The sequence below is a fragment of the Sinorhizobium fredii USDA 205 genome (assembly GCF_001461695.1).
Classification (GTDB): domain Bacteria; phylum Pseudomonadota; class Alphaproteobacteria; order Rhizobiales; family Rhizobiaceae; genus Sinorhizobium; species Sinorhizobium fredii.
In genome coordinates, this window is the sequence record NZ_AUTC01000085.1 from 49245 (window position 1) to 72892 (window position 23648).

The 23648-nt window shown below is 61.8% G+C and carries 18 protein-coding genes, 2 pseudogenes and 1 riboswitch; of the genes and pseudogenes, 6 read left to right on the forward strand and 14 right to left on the reverse strand.

What is annotated here, in order from left to right; genetic code table 11:
* Nucleotides 1-164 precede the first annotated feature (164 nt).
* Nucleotides 165-314 (reverse strand): hypothetical protein, encoded by a 150-nt coding sequence (locus N181_RS33040; protein WP_153452019.1) that lies wholly within the window; start codon nt 312-314, stop codon nt 165-167.
* Nucleotides 315-641: 327 nt separating this feature from the next.
* On the opposite strand from N181_RS33040, the gene N181_RS33705 reads away from it, so the two are divergent.
* A complete protein-coding gene (locus N181_RS33705) occupies nt 642-1022 on the forward strand; it encodes a hypothetical protein (protein ID WP_014328417.1) in 381 nt (126 codons plus the stop codon).
* Nucleotides 1023-1064: 42 nt separating this feature from the next.
* Here the strand turns inward: N181_RS33705 and N181_RS09775 are convergent, their stop codons facing one another.
* Both N181_RS09775 and N181_RS09780 read right to left on the reverse strand, forming a co-directional pair.
* Nucleotides 1065-2042 (reverse strand): DUF1775 domain-containing protein, encoded by a 978-nt coding sequence (locus tag N181_RS09775; protein ID WP_037393015.1) that lies wholly within the window; start codon nt 2040-2042, stop codon nt 1065-1067.
* Between the two features lie 89 nt (nt 2043-2131).
* Complete coding sequence (locus N181_RS09780) at nt 2132-2521, reverse strand: hypothetical protein (protein WP_037393061.1); 390 nt, start codon at nt 2519-2521, stop codon at nt 2132-2134.
* A gap of 163 nt (nt 2522-2684) precedes the next feature.
* A riboswitch (glycine riboswitch) is annotated at nt 2685-2772 on the forward strand.
* 141 nt (nt 2773-2913) lie between these two features.
* On the opposite strand from N181_RS09780, the gene gcvT reads away from it, so the two are divergent.
* The 3 genes from gcvT to gcvP are packed head-to-tail and all read left to right on the forward strand — an operon-like array spanning nt 2914 to nt 7293.
* Nucleotides 2914-4053: a glycine cleavage system aminomethyltransferase GcvT gene (gene gcvT, locus N181_RS09785; RefSeq protein WP_037393059.1), complete on the forward strand. Its 1140-nt coding sequence runs from the start codon at nt 2914-2916 to the stop codon at nt 4051-4053.
* A gap of 16 nt (nt 4054-4069) precedes the next feature.
* On the forward strand, nt 4070-4432 hold the full coding sequence (gene gcvH, locus N181_RS09790; protein ID WP_037393013.1) for a glycine cleavage system protein GcvH: 363 nt from the start codon (nt 4070-4072) through the stop codon (nt 4430-4432).
* The gene (gcvP, locus tag N181_RS09795) at nt 4432-7293 is read left to right on the forward strand and encodes an aminomethyl-transferring glycine dehydrogenase (RefSeq protein WP_037393011.1); all 2862 of its coding nucleotides are present in this window, start codon (nt 4432-4434) and stop codon (nt 7291-7293) included. The genes gcvH and gcvP overlap by 1 nt, the downstream gene beginning before the upstream one ends.
* Before the next feature lie 114 nt (nt 7294-7407).
* Here the strand turns inward: gcvP and tnpA are convergent.
* The 8 genes and pseudogenes from tnpA to N181_RS09835 form a co-directional block, all read right to left on the reverse strand.
* Nucleotides 7408-7835, reverse strand: a pseudogene (gene tnpA, locus N181_RS09800) (IS200/IS605 family transposase).
* A gap of 165 nt (nt 7836-8000) precedes the next feature.
* Nucleotides 8001-8393 carry a Fe-S cluster assembly scaffold SufA gene (gene sufA, locus N181_RS09805; protein ID WP_037393057.1) on the reverse strand — a complete coding sequence of 131 codons (393 nt, stop codon included), beginning with the start codon at nt 8391-8393 and terminating at the stop codon, nt 8001-8003.
* Between the two features lie 99 nt (nt 8394-8492).
* Nucleotides 8493-8873: an SUF system Fe-S cluster assembly protein gene (locus tag N181_RS09810; protein ID WP_014328409.1), complete on the reverse strand. Its 381-nt coding sequence runs from the start codon at nt 8871-8873 to the stop codon at nt 8493-8495.
* A 99-nt stretch (nt 8874-8972) separates the two neighbouring features.
* Nucleotides 8973-10214: a cysteine desulfurase gene (locus N181_RS09815; protein WP_037393009.1), complete on the reverse strand. Its 1242-nt coding sequence runs from the start codon at nt 10212-10214 to the stop codon at nt 8973-8975.
* 13 nt (nt 10215-10227) lie between these two features.
* Nucleotides 10228-11505 (reverse strand): Fe-S cluster assembly protein SufD, encoded by a 1278-nt coding sequence (gene sufD, locus N181_RS09820; RefSeq protein WP_014328407.1) that lies wholly within the window; start codon nt 11503-11505, stop codon nt 10228-10230.
* Nucleotides 11506-11527: 22 nt separating this feature from the next.
* Nucleotides 11528-12283 carry a Fe-S cluster assembly ATPase SufC gene (gene sufC, locus N181_RS09825; RefSeq protein ID WP_014328406.1) on the reverse strand — a complete coding sequence of 252 codons (756 nt, stop codon included), beginning with the start codon at nt 12281-12283 and terminating at the stop codon, nt 11528-11530.
* Nucleotides 12284-12360: 77 nt separating this feature from the next.
* Nucleotides 12361-13830, reverse strand: a complete 1470-nt coding sequence (gene sufB, locus N181_RS09830) for a Fe-S cluster assembly protein SufB (protein ID WP_014328405.1) — start codon at nt 13828-13830, stop codon at nt 12361-12363.
* Between the two features lie 154 nt (nt 13831-13984).
* A complete protein-coding gene (locus tag N181_RS09835; RefSeq protein ID WP_037435944.1) occupies nt 13985-15151 on the reverse strand; it encodes a cysteine desulfurase family protein in 1167 nt (388 codons plus the stop codon).
* Nucleotides 15152-15375: 224 nt separating this feature from the next.
* Here N181_RS09835 and N181_RS09840 point away from each other — a divergent pair, with 224 nt between their 5' ends.
* On the forward strand, nt 15376-16053 hold the full coding sequence (locus tag N181_RS09840; protein ID WP_014328403.1) for an alpha/beta hydrolase: 678 nt from the start codon (nt 15376-15378) through the stop codon (nt 16051-16053).
* Nucleotides 16054-16117: 64 nt separating this feature from the next.
* On the opposite strand, the pseudogene N181_RS35340 reads toward N181_RS09840, so the two are convergent.
* Nucleotides 16118-17310, reverse strand: a pseudogene (locus N181_RS35340) (GGDEF domain-containing protein).
* A 119-nt stretch (nt 17311-17429) separates the two neighbouring features.
* Nucleotides 17430-18572: an anhydro-N-acetylmuramic acid kinase gene (locus tag N181_RS09855; RefSeq protein ID WP_037435942.1), complete on the reverse strand. Its 1143-nt coding sequence runs from the start codon at nt 18570-18572 to the stop codon at nt 17430-17432.
* A 128-nt stretch (nt 18573-18700) separates the two neighbouring features.
* Between N181_RS09855 and tyrS the strand changes: the two genes are divergently transcribed.
* Entirely contained in the window at nt 18701-19954 is a 1254-nt protein-coding gene (gene tyrS, locus N181_RS09860; RefSeq protein WP_037392973.1) for a tyrosine--tRNA ligase, read from the forward strand.
* A gap of 50 nt (nt 19955-20004) precedes the next feature.
* On the opposite strand, the gene N181_RS09865 is transcribed toward tyrS, so the two are convergent.
* A complete protein-coding gene (locus N181_RS09865; protein WP_037392970.1) occupies nt 20005-23391 on the reverse strand; it encodes a YhdP family protein in 3387 nt (1128 codons plus the stop codon).
* Nucleotides 23392-23648 lie beyond the last annotated feature (257 nt).

Genomic DNA, 23648 nt, shown 5'->3' on the forward strand with positions numbered 1-23648 from the left:
TCGGCCCCTTTCCTAAAGGATTGACGGCCATTGATATTCCGGCCTTCGCGAAGGATCAATTCCCTTCTCTGTGCTCTCTACAACGTAGCGTGTCGGTCGGCCAAGGACTTGCCGACGGCGGGCCGTCTGCTCTTTGTTACCTGTCGCAGATTCTGGACGACCTTCTAGAACTGCGTCGGCGGCACGATGCCCGTGTAGTAGTCCCCCGATCCGGGCGTATAGGGGTTGCTGGAAACGGAGGTTCTTCCCGTTTGCGAGCACCCAGCGAGAGTAGAAAATACAATCAGCAGCAGCAGCAGCAGCACAGCACGCATGGTCCCGTCCTTCCTGACCGAGTTCCCCTATGCTCCTTCAGCGGCGCGGATCTGCGCCGGTTCTCTTCATCAAGCTGTGATTGTACATCTCGCTCAACCGGCGGGATAGACCACCGAAAGAGGACGGTCGTCTCGCCAAGACATGCGCACAGCCCATTGGACTACTTGCCCTTTCCACCTCTGCTGCCCGGTTCTTTGAGCCCCATTCGCCGGGTCGCCGAGCCCGGAAAACGCTCGGATTCAAATAAAATCCGACCGCCTTGCTTCACCGGCCCGCAAATCAAAGTGTGGCAGAGAAAAAGGAGGAATGTATTCAGGGCGAACAGTGTGACACAGGTCGTTACCGTTTCCGCGACGACGGCAGCTTACGCGGCAGAGGCCGTCAAGCCGTCCGCGCGTGTGCGCGGCGACGGTCCGGCCGATGAAGCCATTACGTTGCTCTCGGCACGGCCGCAGGAGCCGTCTGCCCTTGCGCCGGCGATTTCCAGGACGAAGGGTGCCCTTCCCCTGGCGCTGATGCTGATCAGCGCTGAACAGCGCCCGCCGCAGGAGAGTGAGGCGGAGACTTTGCGCCGTTACCTCGAATTCATGCAGGAGGAGCAAAGCGACGATCGCGGGGGCGATCAGCAGGACGAAGCGCTCGCCGATGAAGGCGAGAGCGGCGACGAAATTGCAGCCATGCTCGACGAGTTCATCCAAGGAGCATGATTGGAGCGGGTCCAACCAGACCCACTCCATACAGTAAACGGCTTACTTGTGCTTGTGGCCGGCGGCTTCACCGCCGGCAGAGCCGACCGGCAGGACATAGTCGAGCTTTCCGGCCTTCTCGAAGGTGAGCGTGACGGGCACAGTGTCGCCCTCGGCGAACGGCTTCTGCACCTCCATGAACATCAGATGCAAGCCGCCGCTCTTCAATTCCACGGTCTCGCCCGCCGGAATGACGATGCCGTCGCCGAGCTTGCGCATCTTCATGACATCGTTTTCCATCGCCATTTCATGTATTTCGACGCGGCCGGCCGCGGGGCTTTCGACCGCGATCAGTCGGTCGTCGGCACTCCCGGTATTCTTGACGGCAAAGCCGCCACCGCCGACCTTTGCGCCCGGCAGCATCGCCTTCGCCGCACCGCCCGAGATTTCGAGATCGCCGACCTCGACGGGACCGGTCGCGGCCTGATGCGTGCCATGCCCCCCATGGGCATGCTCTTCGCTTGCAGGTGTCACGGTGATGGTCGGTGCCGGATGTTCGAGCGCATGGGCGTCCTCTCCAGGGGCCGGAACCTCATCCCAGACGACCTTTGCATCGGAGCCGCAAAGCTGCGTGGTCGGGAAGGCAAGTACCGTTTCCTTGTCGAAGCCCGAGACTTTGCCGCGGATGACGAAGGTGTCGTAAAATTCGTCCGATAGATTGCCGCCCTTCCAGCGGATTTCAACCGGACCGGAGGAAACCTTGGTTCCGTGATTGTCATAGGTCTTCTGGTAGTCGCCCTTGATGATTTCCAGCTCCCAGCCGGGCTTCGGCTGCGGCTTGGCAAAGACGAAGCCTTCCGGCAACTTCACCTGCACCTCGGTGGTCGGCTTGCCGTCGCAGCCATGCGGAACCTGCAGGATTGCCTTGAAGGTCTCTTCGCTCGGCGTGTTATCGAGCTCAAAGGTTGCATGCGCATGGGCCATGCCGGCGGCAGCGAGCGTCAGGCCGGCGGTAAGCAGGGTAATTCTGGTCTTGGTCATGTCGTAATCTCCGGACCACGCACCGTAAGACACGGGCTTCGTGGTCAATGCCGCCAAGCGGCGCGATGAACTTCGAGTCTTGGAGAGCGTTACGACAGGATTGGCGGCCCGCGCGGCGGCGGCAAAAGCCGCAAGGGCGCCGGCGCGACCTGAATTTCGGTCAAAGGCTGCTCGGCGCGCCAGTTGCCGGCGTCGGCCGGCACACTTGCCTGCGGCGGTTCAGGGACGAGCACAGACGCTGCAAGCCGGCAGACTTCACAAATCGGCGCAATTGCAGGCGATTTTTCGCCCTGGTGGTCGACACCGTCGGTGCCGAAGCAGATTTCCGCGTAGCTGCCGTCGGGTAGACGATATTCGGCTGCAAGCGCCGCGTCTGCCCGCAGAGCAAGAGAGGGTTTGTGGGCAAAGGAGAGCAGAACGAGCGCAATGGCGGCAAGCAGCCGCACCGCAATCCGCCATCTGTCCCGTTGCCCGATCATCATCGCCTCTTTGTCGTCTCTTCGTTAGCCACAACCGACGGCAAATGCAAAGGCCGATTTGCCGCAGGCCCACAGGAGAGCGGCGATGAAGCCATGGCGACAAAAATATGTTCCATCGCGACATTCGCCCTTGCCAAAATCCGGCCTTCGCCGTTATCTGGAGACGATCTTGTTGGGAGAAACCGGTTCGATCCGGTGCCGAAGGAGCAACCGCCCCGGAAACTCTCAGGCCAAAGGACCAGCAAGGTGCCGGTAGGACTCTGGAGAGAAGCGGTTACGCTCGCCGAAGGGATAACAATCTCAGGCAAACGGACAGAGGGGGCTCGAATTTGTCGGCGTTTGACGCCGGTAGTGTGAGCCGGCGCGCCATGCGCCAGACCTGGAGGCCGGACTTGGAAAGTAACTCCCGCTTGATTCATACGCCTTTGCATGCCCTGCACCTTTCGCTCGGTGCCCGCATGGTGCCGTTCGCCGGCTATGAAATGCCGGTTCAATACGCAGACGGCGTGCTCAAGGAACATCTGCACACGCGGGCCGCCGCAGGCCTCTTCGACGTGTCGCACATGGGGCAGATCATCATCCGCCCGAAATCCGGCCGGATCGGCGATGCCGCCCTGGCGCTCGAAAGGCTCGTGCCGGTCGATGTGTTGAGCCTTGCCGAAGGACGCCAGCGCTACGGGCTTTTCACCAATCCGGACGGCGGCATTCTCGACGACCTGATGATTACCAATCGCGGCGACCATCTCTTCCTCGTCGTCAACGCCGCCTGCAAGGACGCCGACTACGCGCACCTGAAGGAAGGGCTTGGCGACAGCTGCGATGTCACGCTGCTCGACGACCGCGCGCTCATCGCGCTTCAGGGCCCCCACGCCGAAGCGGTGCTTTGCGAGCTTTGGGCGGATGTCGCCTCGATGCGCTTCATGGATGTGGCGGAGGCGGACCTCCACGACGTCGGCTGCATCATTTCCCGCTCCGGCTATACGGGCGAGGATGGATTCGAAATTTCCATTCCCACCGCGTCGGCGGTGGACGTGACGCAGCGCCTGCTCGAGCATCCGGACGTGCTGGCGATCGGTCTCGGCGCACGTGATTCGCTTCGCCTCGAGGCGGGTCTCTGTCTTTATGGCAACGATATCGACACCGGAACGACGCCGGTCGAAGCGGCGCTCGAATGGGCCATCCAGAAGAGCCGCCGTGCCGGCGGCGAGCGCGCCGGCGGCTTCCCCGGCGCCGAACGCATCCTCGCGGAATTTGCAGGCGGAACCAGCCGCCGTCGCGTCGGCCTGAGGCCGGAAGGACGAGCGCCTGTCCGTGGCGGCGCCAAGCTTTTCGCCGATGCGGACGGCACGGCGCCGATCGGCTCCGTGACCTCCGGCGGCTTCGGACCGAGCGTCGATTGCCCGGTTGCCATGGGTTACGTCGAAACCGCCCATGCCGGGAACGGCACACAGATTTTTGCGGAAGTGCGTGGCAAATACCTGCCCGTCACGGTTTCCGCCCTTCCCTTCGTCAAACAGACTTACAAACGCTGATCAGGAGAGAGCGCGCATGCTGAAATTTACCGAGGAACACGAGTGGCTGAAGGTCGAGGGCGGCGTTGCGACAGTCGGCATCACCGAACACGCAGCCGGCCAGCTCGGCGATCTGGTCTTCGTGGAACTGCCGGAAACCGGCGCGACCTTCTCCAAGGGCGATTCGGCTGCCACCGTCGAATCGGTGAAGGCCGCTTCCGACGTCTATTGTCCGCTCGACGGTGAGATCGTCGAGATCAATCAGGCGATCGTCGACGACCCGTCGCTCGTCAACAGCGATCCGCAGGGGGCTGCCTGGTTCTTCAAACTGAAGCTTGCCGATCCGCGCTCCGCCGATGGTCTTCTCGACGAAGCAGCCTACAAGGAGCTTGTCGGCTGATGAGCATGCCCAAGGACTTCACCTTTACCGACTACAAGCCCTACGATTTCGCCAATCGACGCCATATCGGCCCCTCGCCGACCGAAATGGAAGAGATGCTGAAGACCGTCGGCTATCCGAGCCTCGATGCGCTCATCGACGACACCGTTCCGGCTTCCATCCGCCAGAAGACGCCGCTTTCCTGGGGCGCGCCGATGACCGAGCGAGAAGCGCTCGACAAGCTGCGCGAAACCGCCAATCGCAACGAAAAGCTCGTTTCGCTGATCGGCCAGGGCTATTACGGCACGATCACGCCCCCGGTTATCCAGCGCAACATCCTGGAAAATCCGGCCTGGTACACGGCCTATACGCCCTACCAGCCGGAAATCAGCCAGGGTCGGCTCGAAGCGTTGCTCAACTACCAGACGATGGTCTGCGACCTGACCGGGCTTGATGTCGCGAATGCCTCGCTGCTCGACGAGGCGACGGCCGCGGCCGAAGCGATGGCGATGGCGGAACGCGTCGCCAAGTCCAAGGCGAAGGCCTTCTTCGTCGACGAGAATTGCCATCCGCAGACAATCGCGCTTTTGAAGACCCGCGCCGAGCCGCTCGGCTGGCAGCTCGTCATCGGCGACCCCTCGGATCTGGATGCCGCCGGCGTCTTCGGCGCGATCTTCCAGTATCCGGGCACCTACGGTCATGTCCGCGATTTCTCCGAACTGATCGCCAGGCTGCACGAACAGGGTGCGATCGCGGCCGTCGCCGCCGATCCGCTGGCGCTTGCCCTGTTGAAATCCCCGGGAGAAATGGGCGCCGACATTGCCATCGGTTCGACGCAGCGTTTCGGCGTTCCGGTCGGCCATGGCGGGCCGCATGCCGCCTATATGGCGGTGAAGGATGCCCATAAGCGTTCCATGCCCGGACGGCTTGTCGGCGTCTCCGTGGACGCACGCGGCAACCGGGCCTACCGCCTTTCGCTGCAGACGCGCGAACAGCACATCCGCCGCGAAAAGGCGACGTCGAACATCTGCACCGCGCAGGTGCTGCTTGCCGTGATGGCGTCGATGTATGCCGTCTTCCATGGACCCAAAGGCATCAAGGCGATTGCGCAGAGCGTCCACCAGAAGACGGTGCGCCTGGCGATGGGTCTGGAAAAGCTTGGCTATACGGTGGAGCCGGATGTGTTTTTCGACACGATCACGGTCGATGTCGGCAAGCTGCAGGGCATCATCCTGAAGACCGCGGTCGCCGAGGAGGTGAACCTTCGCAAGATCGGCAATACCAAGATCGGCATCAGCCTCGACGAACGCTCCCGCCCGGTCACGCTTGAGGCCGTCTGGCGCGCCTTCGGCGGCGACTTCAAGGTCGAGGAGTTCGAGCCGGACTACCGGCTGCCGGAGGCGCTCTTGCGCACCAGCGACTATCTCACCCATCCGATCTTCCACATGAACCGCGCCGAAAGCGAGATGACGCGCTACATTCGCCGCCTCGCCGACCGCGATCTGGCGCTCGACCGGGCGATGATCCCGCTTGGCTCCTGCACGATGAAGCTCAATGCGACGGCGGAGATGCTGCCGATCACCTGGCCGGAATTTTCGGAGATCCATCCCTTCGTGCCGGTGGACCAGGCGCGCGGCTACCAGCATCTGATCGAGGATCTGTCGGAAAAGCTCTGCGCCATCACCGGCTATGACGCGATCTCGATGCAGCCGAATTCGGGTGCGCAGGGCGAATATGCCGGCCTCCTGGTAATCCGCGCCTATCATATCGCCAACGGCAACGCCCATCGCGACGTCTGCCTGATTCCGACATCGGCGCACGGAACCAATCCGGCCTCGGCGCACATGGCGGGAATGAAGGTGGTCGTCGTCAAGGTGAGCGACATCGGCGAGATCGACATGGACGATTTTCGCGCCAAGGCGGAGCAATATGCCGACACGCTCTCCTGCTGCATGATCACCTATCCCTCGACGCATGGCGTGTTCGAGGAGAACGTGCGCGAGGTCTGCGAGATCGTCCACAAGCATGGCGGCCAGGTCTACCTGGATGGCGCCAACATGAACGCCATGGTCGGACTTTCCCGCCCGGGCGACATCGGCTCTGACGTCAGCCACCTGAATCTACACAAGACCTTCTGCATCCCGCATGGCGGCGGTGGCCCCGGCATGGGACCGATCGGCGTCAAGGCGCATCTGGCCCCCTTCCTGCCTGGCCACCCGGAAACGGAAAATCATGACGGCGCGGTTTCCGCGGCTCCCTTCGGCTCGGCCTCGATCCTGCCGATCTCCTGGAGCTACTGCCTGATGATGGGCGGCGAAGGCCTGACGCAGGCAACCAAGGTCGCGATCCTCAACGCCAACTATATCGCCGCGCGGCTGAAGGGTGCCTATGACGTGCTCTACAAGTCGACCAAGGGACGCGTCGCGCATGAGTGCATCATCGATACGCGGCCGCTCGCCGAAAGCGCCGGCGTGACGGTCGACGATATCGCCAAGCGGTTGATCGACTGTGGCTTCCACGCACCGACGATGAGCTGGCCGGTGGCCGGCACGCTGATGATCGAGCCGACGGAATCGGAAACCAAGGCCGAAATCGACCGCTTCTGCGATGCGATGCTGGCAATCCGCGAGGAAGCCCGCGCCATCGAGGAGGGCCGGATGGACAAGGTCAACAATCCGCTGAAGAACGCGCCGCACACGGTGGAAGACCTCGTCGGCGACTGGAACAGGCCCTATTCGCGCGAACAGGCCTGCTTCCCGCCGGGCGCCTTCCGCGTCGACAAGTACTGGTCACCGGTCAACCGCGTCGACAATGTCTATGGCGACCGCAATCTCATCTGCACCTGCCCGCCGATCGAAAGCTACGCAGAAGCAGCCGAGTGAAGTACGGGCGTGTCTTAGGCACGCCCCACGCATGCTGCTGAAAGTCATGACCTCCACCAGAGGTGGAGGTTTGAAACGCTGCGCTTGAACCGCTAGAAGCGGTTTTGCTATAAGTTAGTAGCTACGGTTAAAGAGGTCGGCAAAGTCGGAAGCTTTGTCGGCCTTTTCTTGATTACGGATATATCGTCTGACGACCTGCTCATCATAGCCGAGACGAAGTACCCACGGGCCCAAAAGTGATAGCCTTTGTAGCGTCGCTTGCGGGCATATTTGTTGGCCACGTAAAGGGCTGTCTTGCCCTTCAGGAAGCCGACAATGTGCGACACCGAGTACTTCGGCGGGATCGAGATCAGCATATGCACATGGTCGGGCATAAGGTGCCCTTCCTCGATCCGGCAATCCTTTTGCAGAGCAAGCCTATGCAAAAGGTCACCCAATTCACGCCGTACGTCACCGTAAAGCCGTTTCGTTCGGTACTTACTTGAAAAGACCACATGGTATTTGCAGTCCCACGTCGCGTGTGATTGCGATCGTTCATCCATAAAACCTCCGTTCTATGTCTCGGCCAGCCTAGCGGTCCAAGCACGGAGGTCTCTCAATCAAGATGTAGAACTCGTCCAGTCCTCCACCGGAGGTGGAGGTTTACTTTGCTTACAATGCAAAAGGCCCGGCGAAAGCCGGGCCTTTGCTGTTAGAGCCGTGCAAAATTAATTCGCGCGAACGACCGCGTTGCCCTCGGCCGCAAGTGCCGCCAGGTCGGCGGGCTTCAGCTCGACCGATTCGCCACAGCCGCAGGCAGACGTCTGATTCGGGTTCTTGAAGGTGAAGCCCGAACGCAAGGCTGTGACTTCGAAATCCATCTGGGTGCCGAGCAGATAGAGCACGGCCTCGGGAGCCACCCAGACCTTGGCCCCTTGATGTTCGATCAGATCGTCCTTGGCATTCGCTTCGGTCACGAGGTCGACGGCATATTCCATGCCGGCGCAGCCGCCCTTCTTGATGCTGACCCGAATGCCCTTTGCATCGCCGCCGGCATTCTCGACGATCGACTGCACGCGGCCGGCGGCGGCATCGGTCAGACTCATTACGGCAAAGCCCATCGGCTCCATCTCCTTCTTGTCACCGGGTTCAAGGCCCGGCGCTTTCCAGAATCCAATGTAGTGCCCGTATGTTAACGGATCAATATGCGGCGTACCGGCTCAGTACCAGCCGAGCGCTACCTGCGCCTCTTCCGACATGCGGTCCGGCGTCCATGGCGGATCGAAGGTCATCGTTACCTCGACGCCAGAAATACCCTCTACGGCACCGACGGCGTTTTCGACCCAGCCCGGCATCTCGCCGGCAACGGGGCAACCGGGGGCAGTTAGCGTCATGTCGATCTTCACCATGCGATCGTCTTCGATGTCGATCTTGTAGATGAGACCAAGTTCGAAGATATCGGCCGGAATTTCCGGGTCGTAGACCGTCTTCAGTGCGGCGATGATGTCGTCGCTGAGACGTGCCAGTTCCTCGGCGGGAATGGCCGAGTGCACGATGCCTTCGCGGACATCGACCTTCTCTCCCGTTTCCTCGAGACTCATGTCTGCCTCCTTCAGCAGGCTTCGCGAAAGTGTCTCATACTTTTGCGGCAAGAACCTGCAACAAAACAATGGCCTAAACAGACGCCTTAGAGCGTCTGTTTAGGCAAAGAACTTGCGCGCGTGTTCGAGCGCGTCCGCCAGAGCGTCGACTTCGGCCCGGGTATTGTAAAGGCCGAAAGACGCACGGCATGTGGAGGTGACGCCGAAACGTTTCAAGAGCGGCTGCGCACAATGGGTCCCCGCCCTGACGGCGATGCCGGCACGATCGATCACCATCGAAACGTCATGGGCATGAATGCCGGCGATCTCGAAGGCGAAGATGCTGCCCTTGCCTGGCGCATCGCCGAAGACGCGGAGCGAATTCACGCTCGACAGGCGTTCCCGGGCATAGGCCGTCAGGTCCGCCTCGTGCGCCCTGATCGCCTCGCGGCCGACCTTTTCCATGTAGTCCAGCGCGTAGCCGAGCCCGATCGCCTGGACGATCGGCGGCGTGCCGGCCTCGAAACGGTGCGGCGGATCGTTATAGGTGACGCGATCCTCGGTCACTTCCTCGATCATCTCGCCGCCGCCCATGAAGGGCCGCATCTCTTTAAGCCGATCCGTCTTGCCGTAGAGCACGCCGACGCCGGACGGACCGTAGAGCTTATGTCCGGTCATCACATACCAGTCGCAGTCGATGTCCTGGACGTCGACCGGCATGTGCACCGCGCCCTGGCTGCCATCGACAAGCACCGGAATGCCGCGCTCGCGGGCGATGCGGCAGATCTCCTTGACGGGAACGACCGTGCCCAGCGCATTCGACATATGCGTGATGGCGATGAGCTTCGTCCGCTCGGTCAGGCACTTGACGAAATCTTCGATATGGAACGCGCCATCGTCATCGACCGGTGCCCAGACGAGCTTTGCGCCCTGCCGTTCACGGATGAAGTGCCAGGGTACGATGTTGGAGTGGTGCTCCATGATGGAGATGACGATCTCGTCGCCCTCGCCGAGATGCGGCATGCCGTAGCCGTAGGCGACCGTGTTGATCGCCTCCGTCGAGGACTTGGTGAAGACGATGTTTTCGACCGATGGTGCGTTCAGGAAGCGGCGCACCTTTTCGCGGGCGCCCTCATAGGCGTCCGTCGCGGCATTGGAGAGGAAATGCAAGCCGCGATGCACATTTGCATATTCATTGGAATAGGCATGCGCAATCGCATCGATGACGAGCTGCGGCTTCTGTGCCGATGCGCCGTTGTCGAGATAAACAAGCGGCTTGCCATAGACCGTCCGCGAAAGGATCGGGAAATCCCTCCTGATCGCTTCGACATCATAGGCCGGCATCGGCACAGTATGTTCCATGTCTTTCGTCCAATCAGGCGTGTTTTGCGAGCCAGGCCGAGATCACGCCTTCGAGCGCCTCGACCAGCGCCTCGTCAGCTTCCAACTCCTCGACGATCTCGGCAACGAAGGCGTTGACGAGCATCGCGCGTGCCTTGTTCTCCGGAATGCCGCGAGAAAGCAGGTAGAACAGCTGCGTATGATCGATATCGATGACCGTTGCACCGTGACCGCACTGGACATCGTCGGCGAAGATCTCGAGCTCAGGCTTTGCGGAGAAATCGCCTTCGTCGGACAAGAGCAACGTGTTGCACGACATTTTCGCGTCGGTCTTCTGTGCATCCTTCGCGACGAGGATCTTGCCCTGGAACACACCCTTTGCCCGATCGAAAACGACGTTTCGGATGATCTCGGTCGAGGTCGTGTGTGGCACGTCGTGACTAAGCGTAAACGTCACGTCCGTGTGGCTGTCCCCGCCGAGCAGGTTGATGCCGCGCAGCGTCAAGTCGGCTCCCTCGCCGCTCGCCTTGCCGTGGAGTTCCTGGCGCACAAGCTTGCCGCCGGCGTTGATGACGACGAGATGCAGCTTCGCATCCTTGCCGAGATCAAAACGGATCTGGCCGAGATGGGTGTCGGCCGGGCCCTGCTGCTGCAGGATGATCCAGATTACGTCGGCGCCTTCGGCAAGTGTCAGGTCGGTTACAGAGGAAACGAAGCTCGCATCCCCGTTCGTCGACAGATGCCGTTCGATCACAGTCGCCTTGGAACCGGCACCGAACGACACCGGAAAGCGGGTATGGGCTTGGCCGTGGCTTTGTGCGATCTGGATTTCCAGCGGTGCCTCGAACTCGGCGCCTTCTGCAAGCGCGATTTCGAGGCCGCCACCGACGAGTCCGCCATTGATCCGGCCGATCGCATCGTCGGAGCCGAGCACGGCAAGACCGGCGACCGCCGAACCGTCGAGCAGACTCTCGGTATAGGAGCGCGCCGTTACGCCTTCGGGAAGGCTCTTGAGGTCAGCCTGGCCGTTGCGCACCGAAAGCACCGACGAGCCTGGGACGATGGGATCGACCCGGTCGGCAAAGGCCGACGGATCGGCGGAAGGCACCGCGCGCAGCAGCGTCCGCAGATCCGTATAGTGCCAGGACTCGACGCGCCGCGTCGGCAGGCCGGCCGTCTTCAGCTCGTGTACCAGCGTATCGCGTAGCGACAGCACCGCCCCATCGCCCGGCAAATCGCCGATCTGGGCGGTGTAGGCATCGACGAGCGCCGTTTCGGCTGCAGTCATCTTGATCGCCTGTTGCATATTCATTCGAACACTCCTTCAACAGGCGTCAGGCTGCCGCCTCGATGATATCCGCGTAACCGTTTGCTTCGAGTTCGTGCGCCAGCGCCTTGTCGCCCGACTTGATGACCTGGCCCTTGTAGAGAACATGGACCGTGTCCGGAATGATGTAGTCGAGCAGGCGCTGGTAGTGCGTGATGACGACGACGGCGCGATCCGGCGAACGCAGCGCATTGACGCCATCGGCGACGACCTTCAGCGCGTCGATGTCGAGCCCGGAATCGGTTTCATCGAGGATGCAGAGCTTAGGCTCAAGCAGCGCCATCTGCAGGATTTCCGCACGCTTCTTTTCACCGCCCGAAAAGCCGACATTCACCGGACGGCGCAGCATTTCCGGCGCGATCTTCAGCTCGGCGGCGGCTTCCTTGACGCGGCGCATGAATTCCGGCGTCGTCAGCTCGTCTTCGCCGCGATACTTGCGCTGTTCGTTCATCGCCACCTTCAGGAACTGCATGGTGGCGACACCCGGGATCTCGACCGGATACTGGAAGGCGAGGAAGATGCCCTTGGCCGCACGCTCCGAAGCGTCGAGCTCAAGAATGCTTTCGCCGTTATAAAGGATGTCGCCCTCGGTCACTTCATAGTCTTCGCGCCCGGAAAGGATGTAGGAGAGCGTCGACTTGCCGGAGCCGTTCGGGCCCATGATGGCGGCGACCTCGCCGGCCTTCACGGTCAGGTCCAGGCCGCGGATGATCTCAGTGCCGTCTTCGGCGATGCGTGCATGCAGGTTCTTGATTTCAAGCATTTCAAATCGTCCTCTTGGGAAACGAATAGTTTTCGCGCGCAGGTCCAGCGCGCCGGTTCAATAATCAGTCCCAGGCCTCAGCCGACGGAGCCTTCCAGCGAGATGCCGATCAGCTTCTGCGCCTCGACGGCGAATTCCATCGGCAGTTCCTGAATGACTTCCTTGACGAAGCCACTGACAATCAGCGCGATCGCCTGTTCTTCCGGGATGCCGCGCTGCAGGCAGTAGAACAGCTGGTCCTCGGAGATTTTCGACGTCGTCGCCTCGTGCTCGAACTGTGCGGTCGAGTTCTTCGCCTCGATATAGGGCACCGTATGGGCGCCGCACTTGTCGCCGATCAGCAGCGAGTCGCACTGGGTGAAGTTGCGGGCGTTCTCCGCCTTGCGGTGCGCCGAGACCTGGCCGCGATAGGTGTTGTCCGAGACGCCGGCGGCAATGCCCTTTGAGATGATGCGGCTCGACGTGTTCTTGCCGAGGTGGATCATCTTGGTGCCGGAGTCGACCTGCTGGTGGCCGTTGGACACGGCGATCGAGTAGAATTCGCCGCGCGAACCGTCGCCACGCAGGATGCAGGATGGATATTTCCAGGTGATCGCCGAACCGGTCTCGACCTGGGTCCAGGAGATCTTCGAGTTCTTGCCGCGGCAATCGCCACGCTTGGTGACGAAATTGTAGATGCCGCCCTTGCCGTGCTTGTCGCCGGGATACCAGTTCTGCACCGTCGAGTACTTGATCTCGGCGTCATCGAGCGCGATCAGCTCGACGACTGCGGCGTGAAGCTGGTTCTCGTCGCGCTGCGGCGCCGTGCAGCCTTCGAGGTAGGAGACATAGGCGCCTTCGTCGGCAATGATCAGCGTACGCTCGAACTGGCCGGTGTTCTTCTCGTTGATGCGGAAGTAGGTCGAAAGCTCCATCGGGCACCGGACACCCTTCGGCACGTAGACGAAGGAGCCATCGGTGAAGACGGCGGCGTTCAGCGTTGCATAGAAGTTGTCCGACTGCGGAACGACCGTGCCGAGATACTTCCGCACCAGATCCGGATGCTCCCGCATCGCCTCCGAGATCGACATGAAGATCACGCCGGCCTTCTTCAGCTCTTCCTTGAAGGTGGTGACGACGGAGACGGAATCGAACACCGCGTCGACGGCGATCCTCGTCTTCTCGACGCCGGCGAGAATCTCCTGCTCCTTCAGCGGGATGCCGAGCTTCTCATAGACCTTGAGCAGCTCCGGATCGACCTCGTCGAGCGATTTCGGCCCGGTCGTGCCCTTCGGCGCGGCATAGTAGTGAATCTCGTTGAAGTCGATCTTCGGATAGCGGACACGTGCCCAGCTCGGCTCGTCCATCGTGAGCCAACGCTGATAGGCTTCCAGCCGCCATTCGAGCATCCATTCCGGCTCATTCTTCTTGGCGGAGATCAAACGGATGATATCCTCGGACAGGCCTTTCGGCGCCTTGTCCATCTCGATCTTCGTCTCGAATCCGTATTTGTACTGGTCCACGTCGATCTGGCGGACCTGATCAATGGTTTCCTGCACGGCAGGCATGTCGCTCTCCAATCTCGCCGGATCCAAGGTCCGGCGGCTTGTCAATGCGGTGCAATATGTACGCACCGCTTATGTAATGGCTAAAAGGCGGTTTTCACCCCGTTTGCCAAGCGGAAAATTGCTTTTCCGCAATTTCGTTCAAGGCTTTCCGCGTTCACGCGGCCTGCCCGGTCGAGCGGCGCCGCGCCGCCACTTTCGCGAACACCGCCGCACAGCGTTCGATCTCCGCTTGCGTCGTGGAAGCGCCGATCGAAAGACGCAGGGCGCCCTGCCGCGGATCATAACCCATCGCCGTCAGCACATGACTCTGTCCAACCTTGCCGGAAGAGCACGCAGAGCCTGCCGAGAGGGCCACGCCTTCGAGATCGAAGGCAATCTGGCCGGTCTCGGCCTTCAGTCCCGGCAGCGTGAAGAAAGACGTGTTGGCGATCCGCAAGGCGTTCCGACCATGGATGACCACGTCCGGCGCACTTTCCCGCATCTGGGCTTCAAGCCGATCGCGCAGCGCGGCAATCGCGGCCGTGCGGTCCTCCAGATTGTCGGCAACCACACGGGCAGCCGCCGCGAAGCCGACGAGCGCGGCCGCGTTCTCGGTACCCGAGCGATGGCCCTTTTCCTGACCGCCGCCGCGGATGAGCGGCTGAGGCATCATCACCTCGCCACGGGCGACGAGCGCGCCGCCCCCTTTCGGGCCGCCGATCTTGTGCGAGGAGATGATGAGGAAATCGGCTCCCAGGCTCTCGATGGACAGCGGCAGGCGGCCGGCGGCCTGGACGGCATCGACGACCAACAGCCCGCCGTGGGCACGCACGATCGCGGAAACTTCGGCGATCGGCTGGATAATACCCGTCTCGTTGTTGGCAAGCATCACCGCCACTATCGGCAGGCCGGTCTGGCGATCATGTGCCGAAAGCAACGACTCGAGCGCGGCGCAATCGACGACACCATCGCCCGTGACAGGCACTTCGCAAACATTCTCCCGGGCGAAACGTCCGCCCTCGCGCACCGCCGGATGCTCGATCGCCGAAACATAGAGCCTGCCTAGCTTCAGCGGCGTGCGCCCCATGCGGAAATCCGGCGTCAAAACCATGTTGGCCGCCTCCGTGGCGCCGCTGGTGAATATCACCGAGGAAGCCTGAGCGCCGCAAAGCGCCGCGACGTCACGGCGCGCGCTCTCGATCAGGCCCCGAACCGCCCGTCCCTCGCCGTGCACGGACGAAGGGTTGCCGACTGCACCGAGCGCCGACAGGAAAGCATCACGCGCTTCGGGCAGAAGCGGCGCCGTTGCATTCCAGTCCAGGTATATGCGCGATTCCGGCATTGCGTCCTTCGCTAGAGTTGACGGTTCAATCCCTGCATCGATGCCGTTGCATTTTTCTTGTATTTTCCGCGCCGCTTGTCCTATGAGACGGACGAACGGGGCGGAGTGCCCGCATCGAAGTTTTGAACGGTTCTAAAGTGCGTTCTAGAAAAGCTGACTGCTTTCGTCAAGACAGATCGGTATCAAGAACGGCGATTTGAGCCAGAAACGTTCCCGGAGAACCAATGCCCGAAATCATCTTCAACGGACCGGCCGGTCGTCTCGAGGGACGCTATCAGCCTTCGAAGCAGAAGAGCGCACCGATCGCCATCATCCTGCATCCGCATCCGCAGTTCGGCGGCACGATGAACAACCAGATCGTCTACCAGCTCTTCTACATGTTCCAGAAGCGCGGCTTCACGACCTTGCGGTTCAATTTCCGCGGCATCGGCCGCAGCCAAGGCGAGTTCGACCATGGTGCCGGCGAGCTCTCCGATGCGGCCTCGGCGCTCGATTGGGTGCAGAGCCTGCATCCGGACTCGAAGAGCTGCTGGGTCGCCGGCTATTCGTTCGGTGCCTGGATCGGCATGCAGCTTCTGATGCGCCGGCCGGAAATCGAAGGTTTCATGGCGGTTGCGCCGCAGCCCAACATCTATGACTTCTCGTTCCTGGCACCCTGCCCGTCGTCGGGCCTGATCATCAATGGCGACGCCGACAAGGTCGCGCCGGAGAAGGACGTGAACGGGCTCGTCGAAAAGCTGAAGGCGCAGAAGGGCATCCTGATTACGCACAGGACCGTTCCCAGCGCCAACCACTTCTTCAACGGTCAGGTCGAGACCCTGATGACGGAATGCGAGGATTACCTCGACCGTCGCCTCAATGGCGAGCTGGTGCCGGAGCCCGCGGCCAAGCGTATCCGCTAAACGCTCCAGTTTCACACTTTCAGCCGACCCGGAGATCGCAATCGGTTTCCGGGTCGTTGTGCATTCAAGACCGCCCCACCCGCCGGGAGGCGGGCAGCACACGCACCGGCGGCTCGGCGCATTCCACGCGGTTCCTGCCTTCGGCTTTGGCGGCATAGAGTGCCTTGTCAGTGCGTTGCATGGCCGCTTCCAGCGATTCTCCGGGACCAATTGAGGCAACACGAAGCTCGCTGTTATATTGACGCTTTCCGGCAATCCATCGATTCGCGTCGATGCCAGCGCGGCGCGCATCCCGTGGGCAAGCACGCGGGCTTCCGACAAGCCGAGGCGCGGTAGAAATACGGCAAACTCCTCGCCGCCCAAGCGCGCCGCTACCGCTCGGCTCGGCATGAGCTCGACCAGCACCCGCGAAAACTGCCGGATGACCCCATCGCCCGCATGGTGTCCATAGGTGTCGTTAACCAGCTTGAAACGGTCCAGGTCGGCGAGGATCAGGGTACCCGGGCCGTCAGCGCCGGCGGTTTCCAAAACAGGCGTCAGGCGATCGACAAAGCCGCGCCGATTGTAGAGCCCCGAAAGAGCGTCAAGCTCCGAGCTGGCGCGGGCATCGTCGATGATCTCCTTGACCATCACCCCGAGCATCGCGATGCCGGTCGAGACGATCAGCATCGCGCCAAGCGCCTGCGAAATCAGCGCGAACGGGCTTGCAAGGTAATCCGACGCCGTCGTGCCTGCTCCGGCGGCAATGGCGGCGTAGATTTTCAGCAGGTAGTAGATTGAGGTCAGCACCAGGAGGCCACACAGAATCCAATCCGCGGGGGACCGACGCCCGGACCTCAGGATCGTCGATGCCGACCAGGCCTGGATGACGAAGAACGGCAGTTGGTAGAAGAAGGCGTGCTTGAGCGTCCCGCGCGGCAGATCGTAGATCAGCAGATCGAGGATAACCGAACCGAGGAAGAAGACTGCAAGGACGGTCACTCGCGCCGGCACTCGGTAGAAGAGCCCGAGCCCGACGCGAAGCAGGATGAAGCCGGCCAGAACGCTTGCAAATGCCCCGATGGCAAAGAGCTTGGGCACGGGCGTGAACGGCAGCACGGTTTCGAAAACGGCCGAGAGCGAGGCGACGGCAAAGGCGGCGGCGCACCAGATCGCCGGGCCCCTTACCCGGCTTTTTGCCGCGATGATGAGAAAGGCCACCACGAATATCTGGGCGATGATGAAATTCACCGCCAGCAGGGAAATCGCACCACCCATCACAGAATCCGAAACTCCCAGACACAGATCAACGATCCGCGAAATCACGCCCAACGGACTTTAGGGCAATGTAGCGATTGCGCACGAAGAATTCATTAAACAATGCTTCAGTCTTGCCCCTACAACGCATCTTTCGGCCTGGCTGCCCGCCGCCCGCCGCTGACCGGTCGCCTGACGCCTGTCGTGCCGGGATAACTCAAGGGAAGCCCGCGCAACGATCTTACGGCCAGGTAGGCCCAGGCTTCCGCCTCCATCGAATCGCCGTTCAGATCCAACGCCTCAGCGGCAAGCACCCGCACGCCTGCTGCCTCTGCAAGCGAGGCCAGGTCCCGCATGATGACGGGATTGAGGCGGCCGCCGCCGCAGACGATGTAGGTCGCCGGCATCTTCGGAAGATGGCGTGCGGATTGCAAGATGGCGGCCGCCGTCACATGCGCCAAGGTGCGGGCGCCGTCTTCCAGGCTCGCTTCGGTGCCGACGGGCGGCGCAAAGTCGTTGCGGTCGAGCGAGCGGCGCTTTTCCGACGAGAAGAAGGGATGAGCGAGGTAGCGCTCGGCAAGCTCCGGCAGCACCGAGCCTTCGCTCGCAATCATGCCGCCCTGGTCATAGGGAATGCCGGCGTGGGCTTCCACCCACTGGTCGATCAAGGTGTTGCCCGGTCCGCTGTCATAAGCAACGATTCCATCGCCGGCCCCGATGAAAGTGATATTCGAAATGCCGCCGATATTCACGAAGACGACGGGCGTTTCGATCTCCGAGCTTTCGGACAAGCCACGCGCCAACGCGGCATGATAGGCCGGGATCAGAGGTGCTCCCTGGCCGCCATGGACCATATCGTTCGCCCGCATGTCGTAGACCACGTCGATCAGCGTTTCCCGCGCCAGCAGCTCTCCATCGCCGATCTGCACGGTCAGGGCTTCGTCGGGACGGTGCAGGACCGTCTGCCCATGGAAACCTATTACATCAATACTTTCATGCAATAGATTGTTTTCTTGAATGAATGTCCTAACTGCCTTTGCATGCCTGAACGTCAGGTCTCGCTCGAGTTCCGCCAGTGCACCGGGCCGCTCGTCCCTTTTGCGGATCGACTTGGCATCCTCCAGTCCCTGCTTCAGACGGTCCCGGAAGGGCGGCTCATAGGCATACCCGGCCGATGGTCCTCTTCGAACGATCGTCTCGCCGTCGGTCTCGACGAGGGCGACATCGATCCCATCCATGCTCGTGCCGCTCATTAGGCCGATCGCCGTCAACAGCTTGCCCATCGATGTCCTCCGCGCCTTTCCGTTTCCACCGGTCATATCAAAACGCGGCCCAAGCAAAAACGTGCACTTTCGCCAAAACAGTGATAAACGCCGGCCGCACACATCCCAAGAGCCGAAAGAGACAGCTTATGTCCGAGTTCAAGTCCGATTTCCTCCGCACCCTTCACGAACGCGGTTTCATCCAACAGACATCGGATGATACCGGCCTCGATGAACTGTTCCGGAAGGAAACCGTGACTGCCTATATCGGCTTCGATCCGACGGCGCCGAGCCTTCACGCGGGCGGACTTATCCAGATCATGATGCTGCACTGGCTTCAGGCGACGGGGCACCGGGCCATCTCTCTTATGGGCGGAGGCACCGGCATGGTTGGCGACCCGTCCTTCAAGGACGAGGCCCGACAGTTGATGACGCCGGAAACGATCGCCGCCAACATCGCGAGCATCAAGACCGTCTTCTCGAACTACCTGCGCTATGGCGACGGCCAGACCGACGCATTGATGATCAACAACGCCGAGTGGCTGCTGGGCATCAACTACCTCGACTTCCTGCGCGACGTCGGCCGTCACTTCTCGGTCAACCGCATGCTTTCCTTCGACAGCGTTAAAATGCGCCTCGATCGCGAGCAGTCGCTGTCGTTCCTCGAATTCAACTACATGATCCTGCAGGCCTACGATTTCGTCGAGCTCAACAAACGTTACGACTGCCGCCTCCAGATGGGCGGGTCGGACCAGTGGGGCAACATCATCAACGGCATCGATCTCGGCCACCGGATGGGAACGCCGCAACTCTATGCGCTCACATCGCCGCTGTTGACGACGGCCTCCGGCGCCAAGATGGGCAAGTCGGTAAACGGCGCCATCTGGCTCAATCCAGACATGCTCGGTCCCTATGATTTCTGGCAGTACTGGCGCAACACCGAGGATGCCGACGTCACCCGCTTCCTGAAGCTCTATACGACTTTGCCGATGCCGGAAATCGCGCGACTGTCGAAGCTCGGCGGCTCCGAGATCAACGAAGTGAAGAAGATCCTGGCGACCGAAATCACTGCCATGCTGCACGGTCGAGCAGCAGCCGAGCAAGCAGCGGAAACGGCTCGAAAAACCTTCGAAGAGGGCGCGCTTGCGGAAGACCTGCCGTCGATCGAGGTGCCCGCCCCCGAGCTTGACTCGGGGCTCGGCCTGCTGACGCTGGTGGTGCGTGCCGGCCTCGCGGCATCGAACGGCGAGGCACGCCGCCACGTCCAGGGCGGGGCCGTTCGCCTCAACGACGAGCAGATCAATGACGAACGCCGAGTCGTCGGCAGCGGCGACGTCACCGGCGATGGCGTGATCAAGCTGTCGCTCGGCAAGAAGAAACACATTCTGGTGCGGCCTGTCTGAACAGCCACCTTTCCAGCGATAGTCAGGGCCGGCCGCAGCGCCGGCCTTTTTCATTGAAACTCGAAAATGCTTCGGAAAACGCCAGGGGCGATGAGCGACAGCGGATTGATCGCCAGATTCGGCTGGTTGAAGGGGCCGGTCAGCTTGAAGGTAATGCCGAGAAGGCCGCGGTCGCGACCATTGCCGAGCAGGACGCCGATCAGCGGCAACTCGCCGAACAATCGGTTGATACCATAGGCCGGCATGAAGGTCCCGGTCATGTCCATGCGGCCGTTGCTGTCGCGGACCGTGCCCTGGAATGTGGCGCCGACGTCGATGCCGCGCAGCACGCCGCTATCGACCCGGATGACGCCACGATCCAACAGAAGTTGGGCGAAGCCACGCTCGAACCGGGCGGTGCTGACGTCGATGTCCCTGCGTACCGCCTGATTGAGGCTACGGCCGTCCTGGCCGGCCGGCGTCGAGACCATCGACTGCAGCTTCTGTTCGCCGATAAGGGAAAATTTCCGCAGATCCACGGTGCCGCGCCAGGATCTGGCGCCGCGATCGCGAAGGCGCAGGTTCAGCAGGCCGCCGCGCATATTGCGATAGATGTCGGTAAAGCGGGCCAGAGCGCCCGCATCGCTCGTCGTCAGCTCCAGCGTGTTGTCCGGCCCCTCCTTCACCAGCCTGGCGACCACCGCCTGCCCGCTCGCCGTTACCGCCGACAGGTCGATATCGTCGATCTCTTGACCGCGGGCCGAGTGAGTAAAGCTCACATTGGAGAAGACCTCGCCATTGAAGCCGACGACGCGGTCGAGCCGGGCGCTGATCTTCACATTGCCATCGTCGCCGGCGCCGGCTTCGCCCTTCGCTCGCGCCAGCGGCAGTCTTATATCCGCAGACGAACCGGTGAGCGCAACCACATGGCGACCCTTCGCCCGCTCGACCGTCACGGCGAAATCATCGCCGCTCGCCAGGCGCACGTCGTGCAAACGGGCCGAGGCGAGGCCGTCGTCGTCGACGCGTAGATCGCCGGCCGCGCCGAACCCATCGCCCTGGATGCGGAAGTCGTCTATCTCCGTGAGGGCGTCGCTTTTCTTCACCGTGAACTCGGCATTGGCCGCAATGCCGGCGCCTTTGTTCCAGCCGATCCACGGCAGCGACAGAACCGCCTTGCCGAGATCAGCCTTCACAGACTGGCTGCCGTCATCCGAAAGGGACACCTCCACGCCGACCGGTCCGCTGACGATCCCGGACAAGGCAGGAGCGATCTTGCGACGCGCCGCGTCGTCGAGAGTCCCGGAAATCTCGCGCGTCCGCTTCACATCCGCCTTGGCATCCACCGGCTCGGTCAGCGCGATGCGCATTTCTGCGCCGTCGATCAGGGCATCGGCGTCAAGAACCGCCTGGGTGTTGTCGATCCGCATCCTTCCCGACAGATCCGCGACCGCGCGACCGGAAACCGGCCGGTTTATCGACACCTTCTGCAACTCCATTTCCGCTTGCCACAAGGGTGGCGGCGGTTTCTGGTTGGAGATCAGTCCGAAGCGGGCGCCAACCAAAGCGGTCATGGGTCCGGTGAAATCCTCCGGTACGAAAGGCGTTTTCTGCAGCGCCCGGATCGGCTTGTAGCTGACGAGTTCGGCAATCGAGTCGGCCTCTCCGCCGACCTCGATCTTCATCTCCGCCATCAGCGGCTTGCTGTAGACATCGGGAATGACGAAGTTGCCGCCGTTCAGAGCTACGCTGCGACCGGAGGGGAAAAAGGCCGCGCCCCCGCGAACCTCGACGGTCATGCGCTCGCCACTCAATTCGAAATGCCCAGCAGTATCGCGTAGCGGCGGAATCTCGCCGGCGATGTTGATGCGCGTGTCGTCGATGGCAAAGTTGATATTGAGCTCGTCTTCGTTGAGCTTCAATTCGCCACCGCTGTTGGCAATTCTCCCCTCCGGGATCGAGACCTCTATTCGCGCATCCGTCACCGTACCGCCGAAGAGATTGCCGATCGCCCATCGCCGGGCGCCCTTGGCGACCCACCAGGGCCACAATTGCTTGACCGCGGCGGGTTGCATGCGGTCGCTCACCGCAGCGAAATTGATCTGCGGCGACGTGTTGCCGAAGGCGACGGCGAGCGAACCCGCCATGGTCCCGAGCGGGCTCGATATCGCCAGCTGGTCGAAGATCAGCCGATGGCTATCGGTCTCGAATCGGCCATTCACCTTGGCGTCGAAGGAAAGCGGCCGCTCCTGCATGTCTTCGGGATCGGAGCTCGCGTCTTTCAGGAGCAGATCGACCGCAAAGCCCTTCTGGCTTCCATCGGAGACCTTGTCGAGGTCGATCAAGGCACCGGTGAAGGGAAAGTTCGAGCGCCCGATCTTGACCGCTGACGGCAATATCTCCACCGAAGCCCGCTCAAAATCGTAAGAAACGTTGAATTCCGACGGTCTGAGCGCGGAGACCAGCCCTCCGGCGTGAAATGCTCCTGCAGATGTCCTGACGCCGACTGCCAAAGCGGGCTTCGTGCCCTCCGCAGCACGCGTCGCCCGGAGGCTGACCTCGGCGCCAGCGTCGATCCCGAAGGCCTCCTCGCTGTCCGATTTGCCGTGGTACAGGAACGGCGAAAGCGGCAGGGATCTAAACACGGCCTCGATGCCGCCGATGCTGTCGCCTGGCCCGAAGGCTCTGGCCTCGAGCTGCGCTTCCTTGCCGTCGATGGCAATGGAGCCGTCGACCTGAATGGAGCCATCGGCATCCCGGCTGAAAGCCAGCATCCTCACATCGACCGGAACGATCCGCCCGCGGGCCCCCGTAACCGACAGCGAGAGATCCGAAAGTTGAACGGTCCTTGTGGCACTTCGCGCCGTCAACCGCGACATCGCATCGATATGCGTGAACAGTTTTTCGAGCGCCGTGCCGGTGTCGGCGATACGAACCGCCGTCAGGTCGATCGGCTCGCCACGCGGCAAGAGCCTGGTATCGAGTTCGCCGCCTTCCGCTTCCAGCCGCGACACGGCGATGCGGCCGGTCATCAGGGCAAAGGGATCGAGCGCGATAGAGACGGCCGCCAACTTGGCAACGGGGCGCCCGGAGGCGGTGTCGTTCAGCGTGACGCCGCGCGCCTTGAGCGCGAGCGCGCCGCGAGCGGTGACGCGGACCACGGTGCTTTCGACGTCGGCGTTGTAGTTGGCGCCAAGGGCAGTGTTGAGCGCCGCGCGGGCGCGGGCGTTCAAGGGACCGTCAACGAGGCCGCTTTCGATGACCGCGATGAGCGTGGCAACGATGACAAAGGCCACAAGTGAGCAGCAAAGCAGAATTTTGCCAAGCAGACGCAAGGCGCCTCCGGACAGGGGCGTGTGCACGATGACCGGATCATGGGCCTGGGCCGAGGGCAGCGCGTCCAGCGCGACGATATCTTCCTTGCGAAAGCAAACCCTTTCGCCGCGGATATCACTCATCGGCGCGGGATTCCTCCACCTGCTTGCTGCATTGCATTCTTCCTGTCCGGATCGCCATCATGCGCGCCGGATCGTTGCCATCCTGTAGATCACAAATCGCCGAACCAAGTCACCACGCTTCGCTGTGGTTGCTGTGGAAAGCGCGCGACAGCCTACTGCAGGTGCTCCCAGATCGGCATCGACCTGAGAATAAAAACATGCAGCAATTGAAAGCACGACAGCGCCTCTGTGCGTCTGAAAGACCCGTGGTGCCGGAG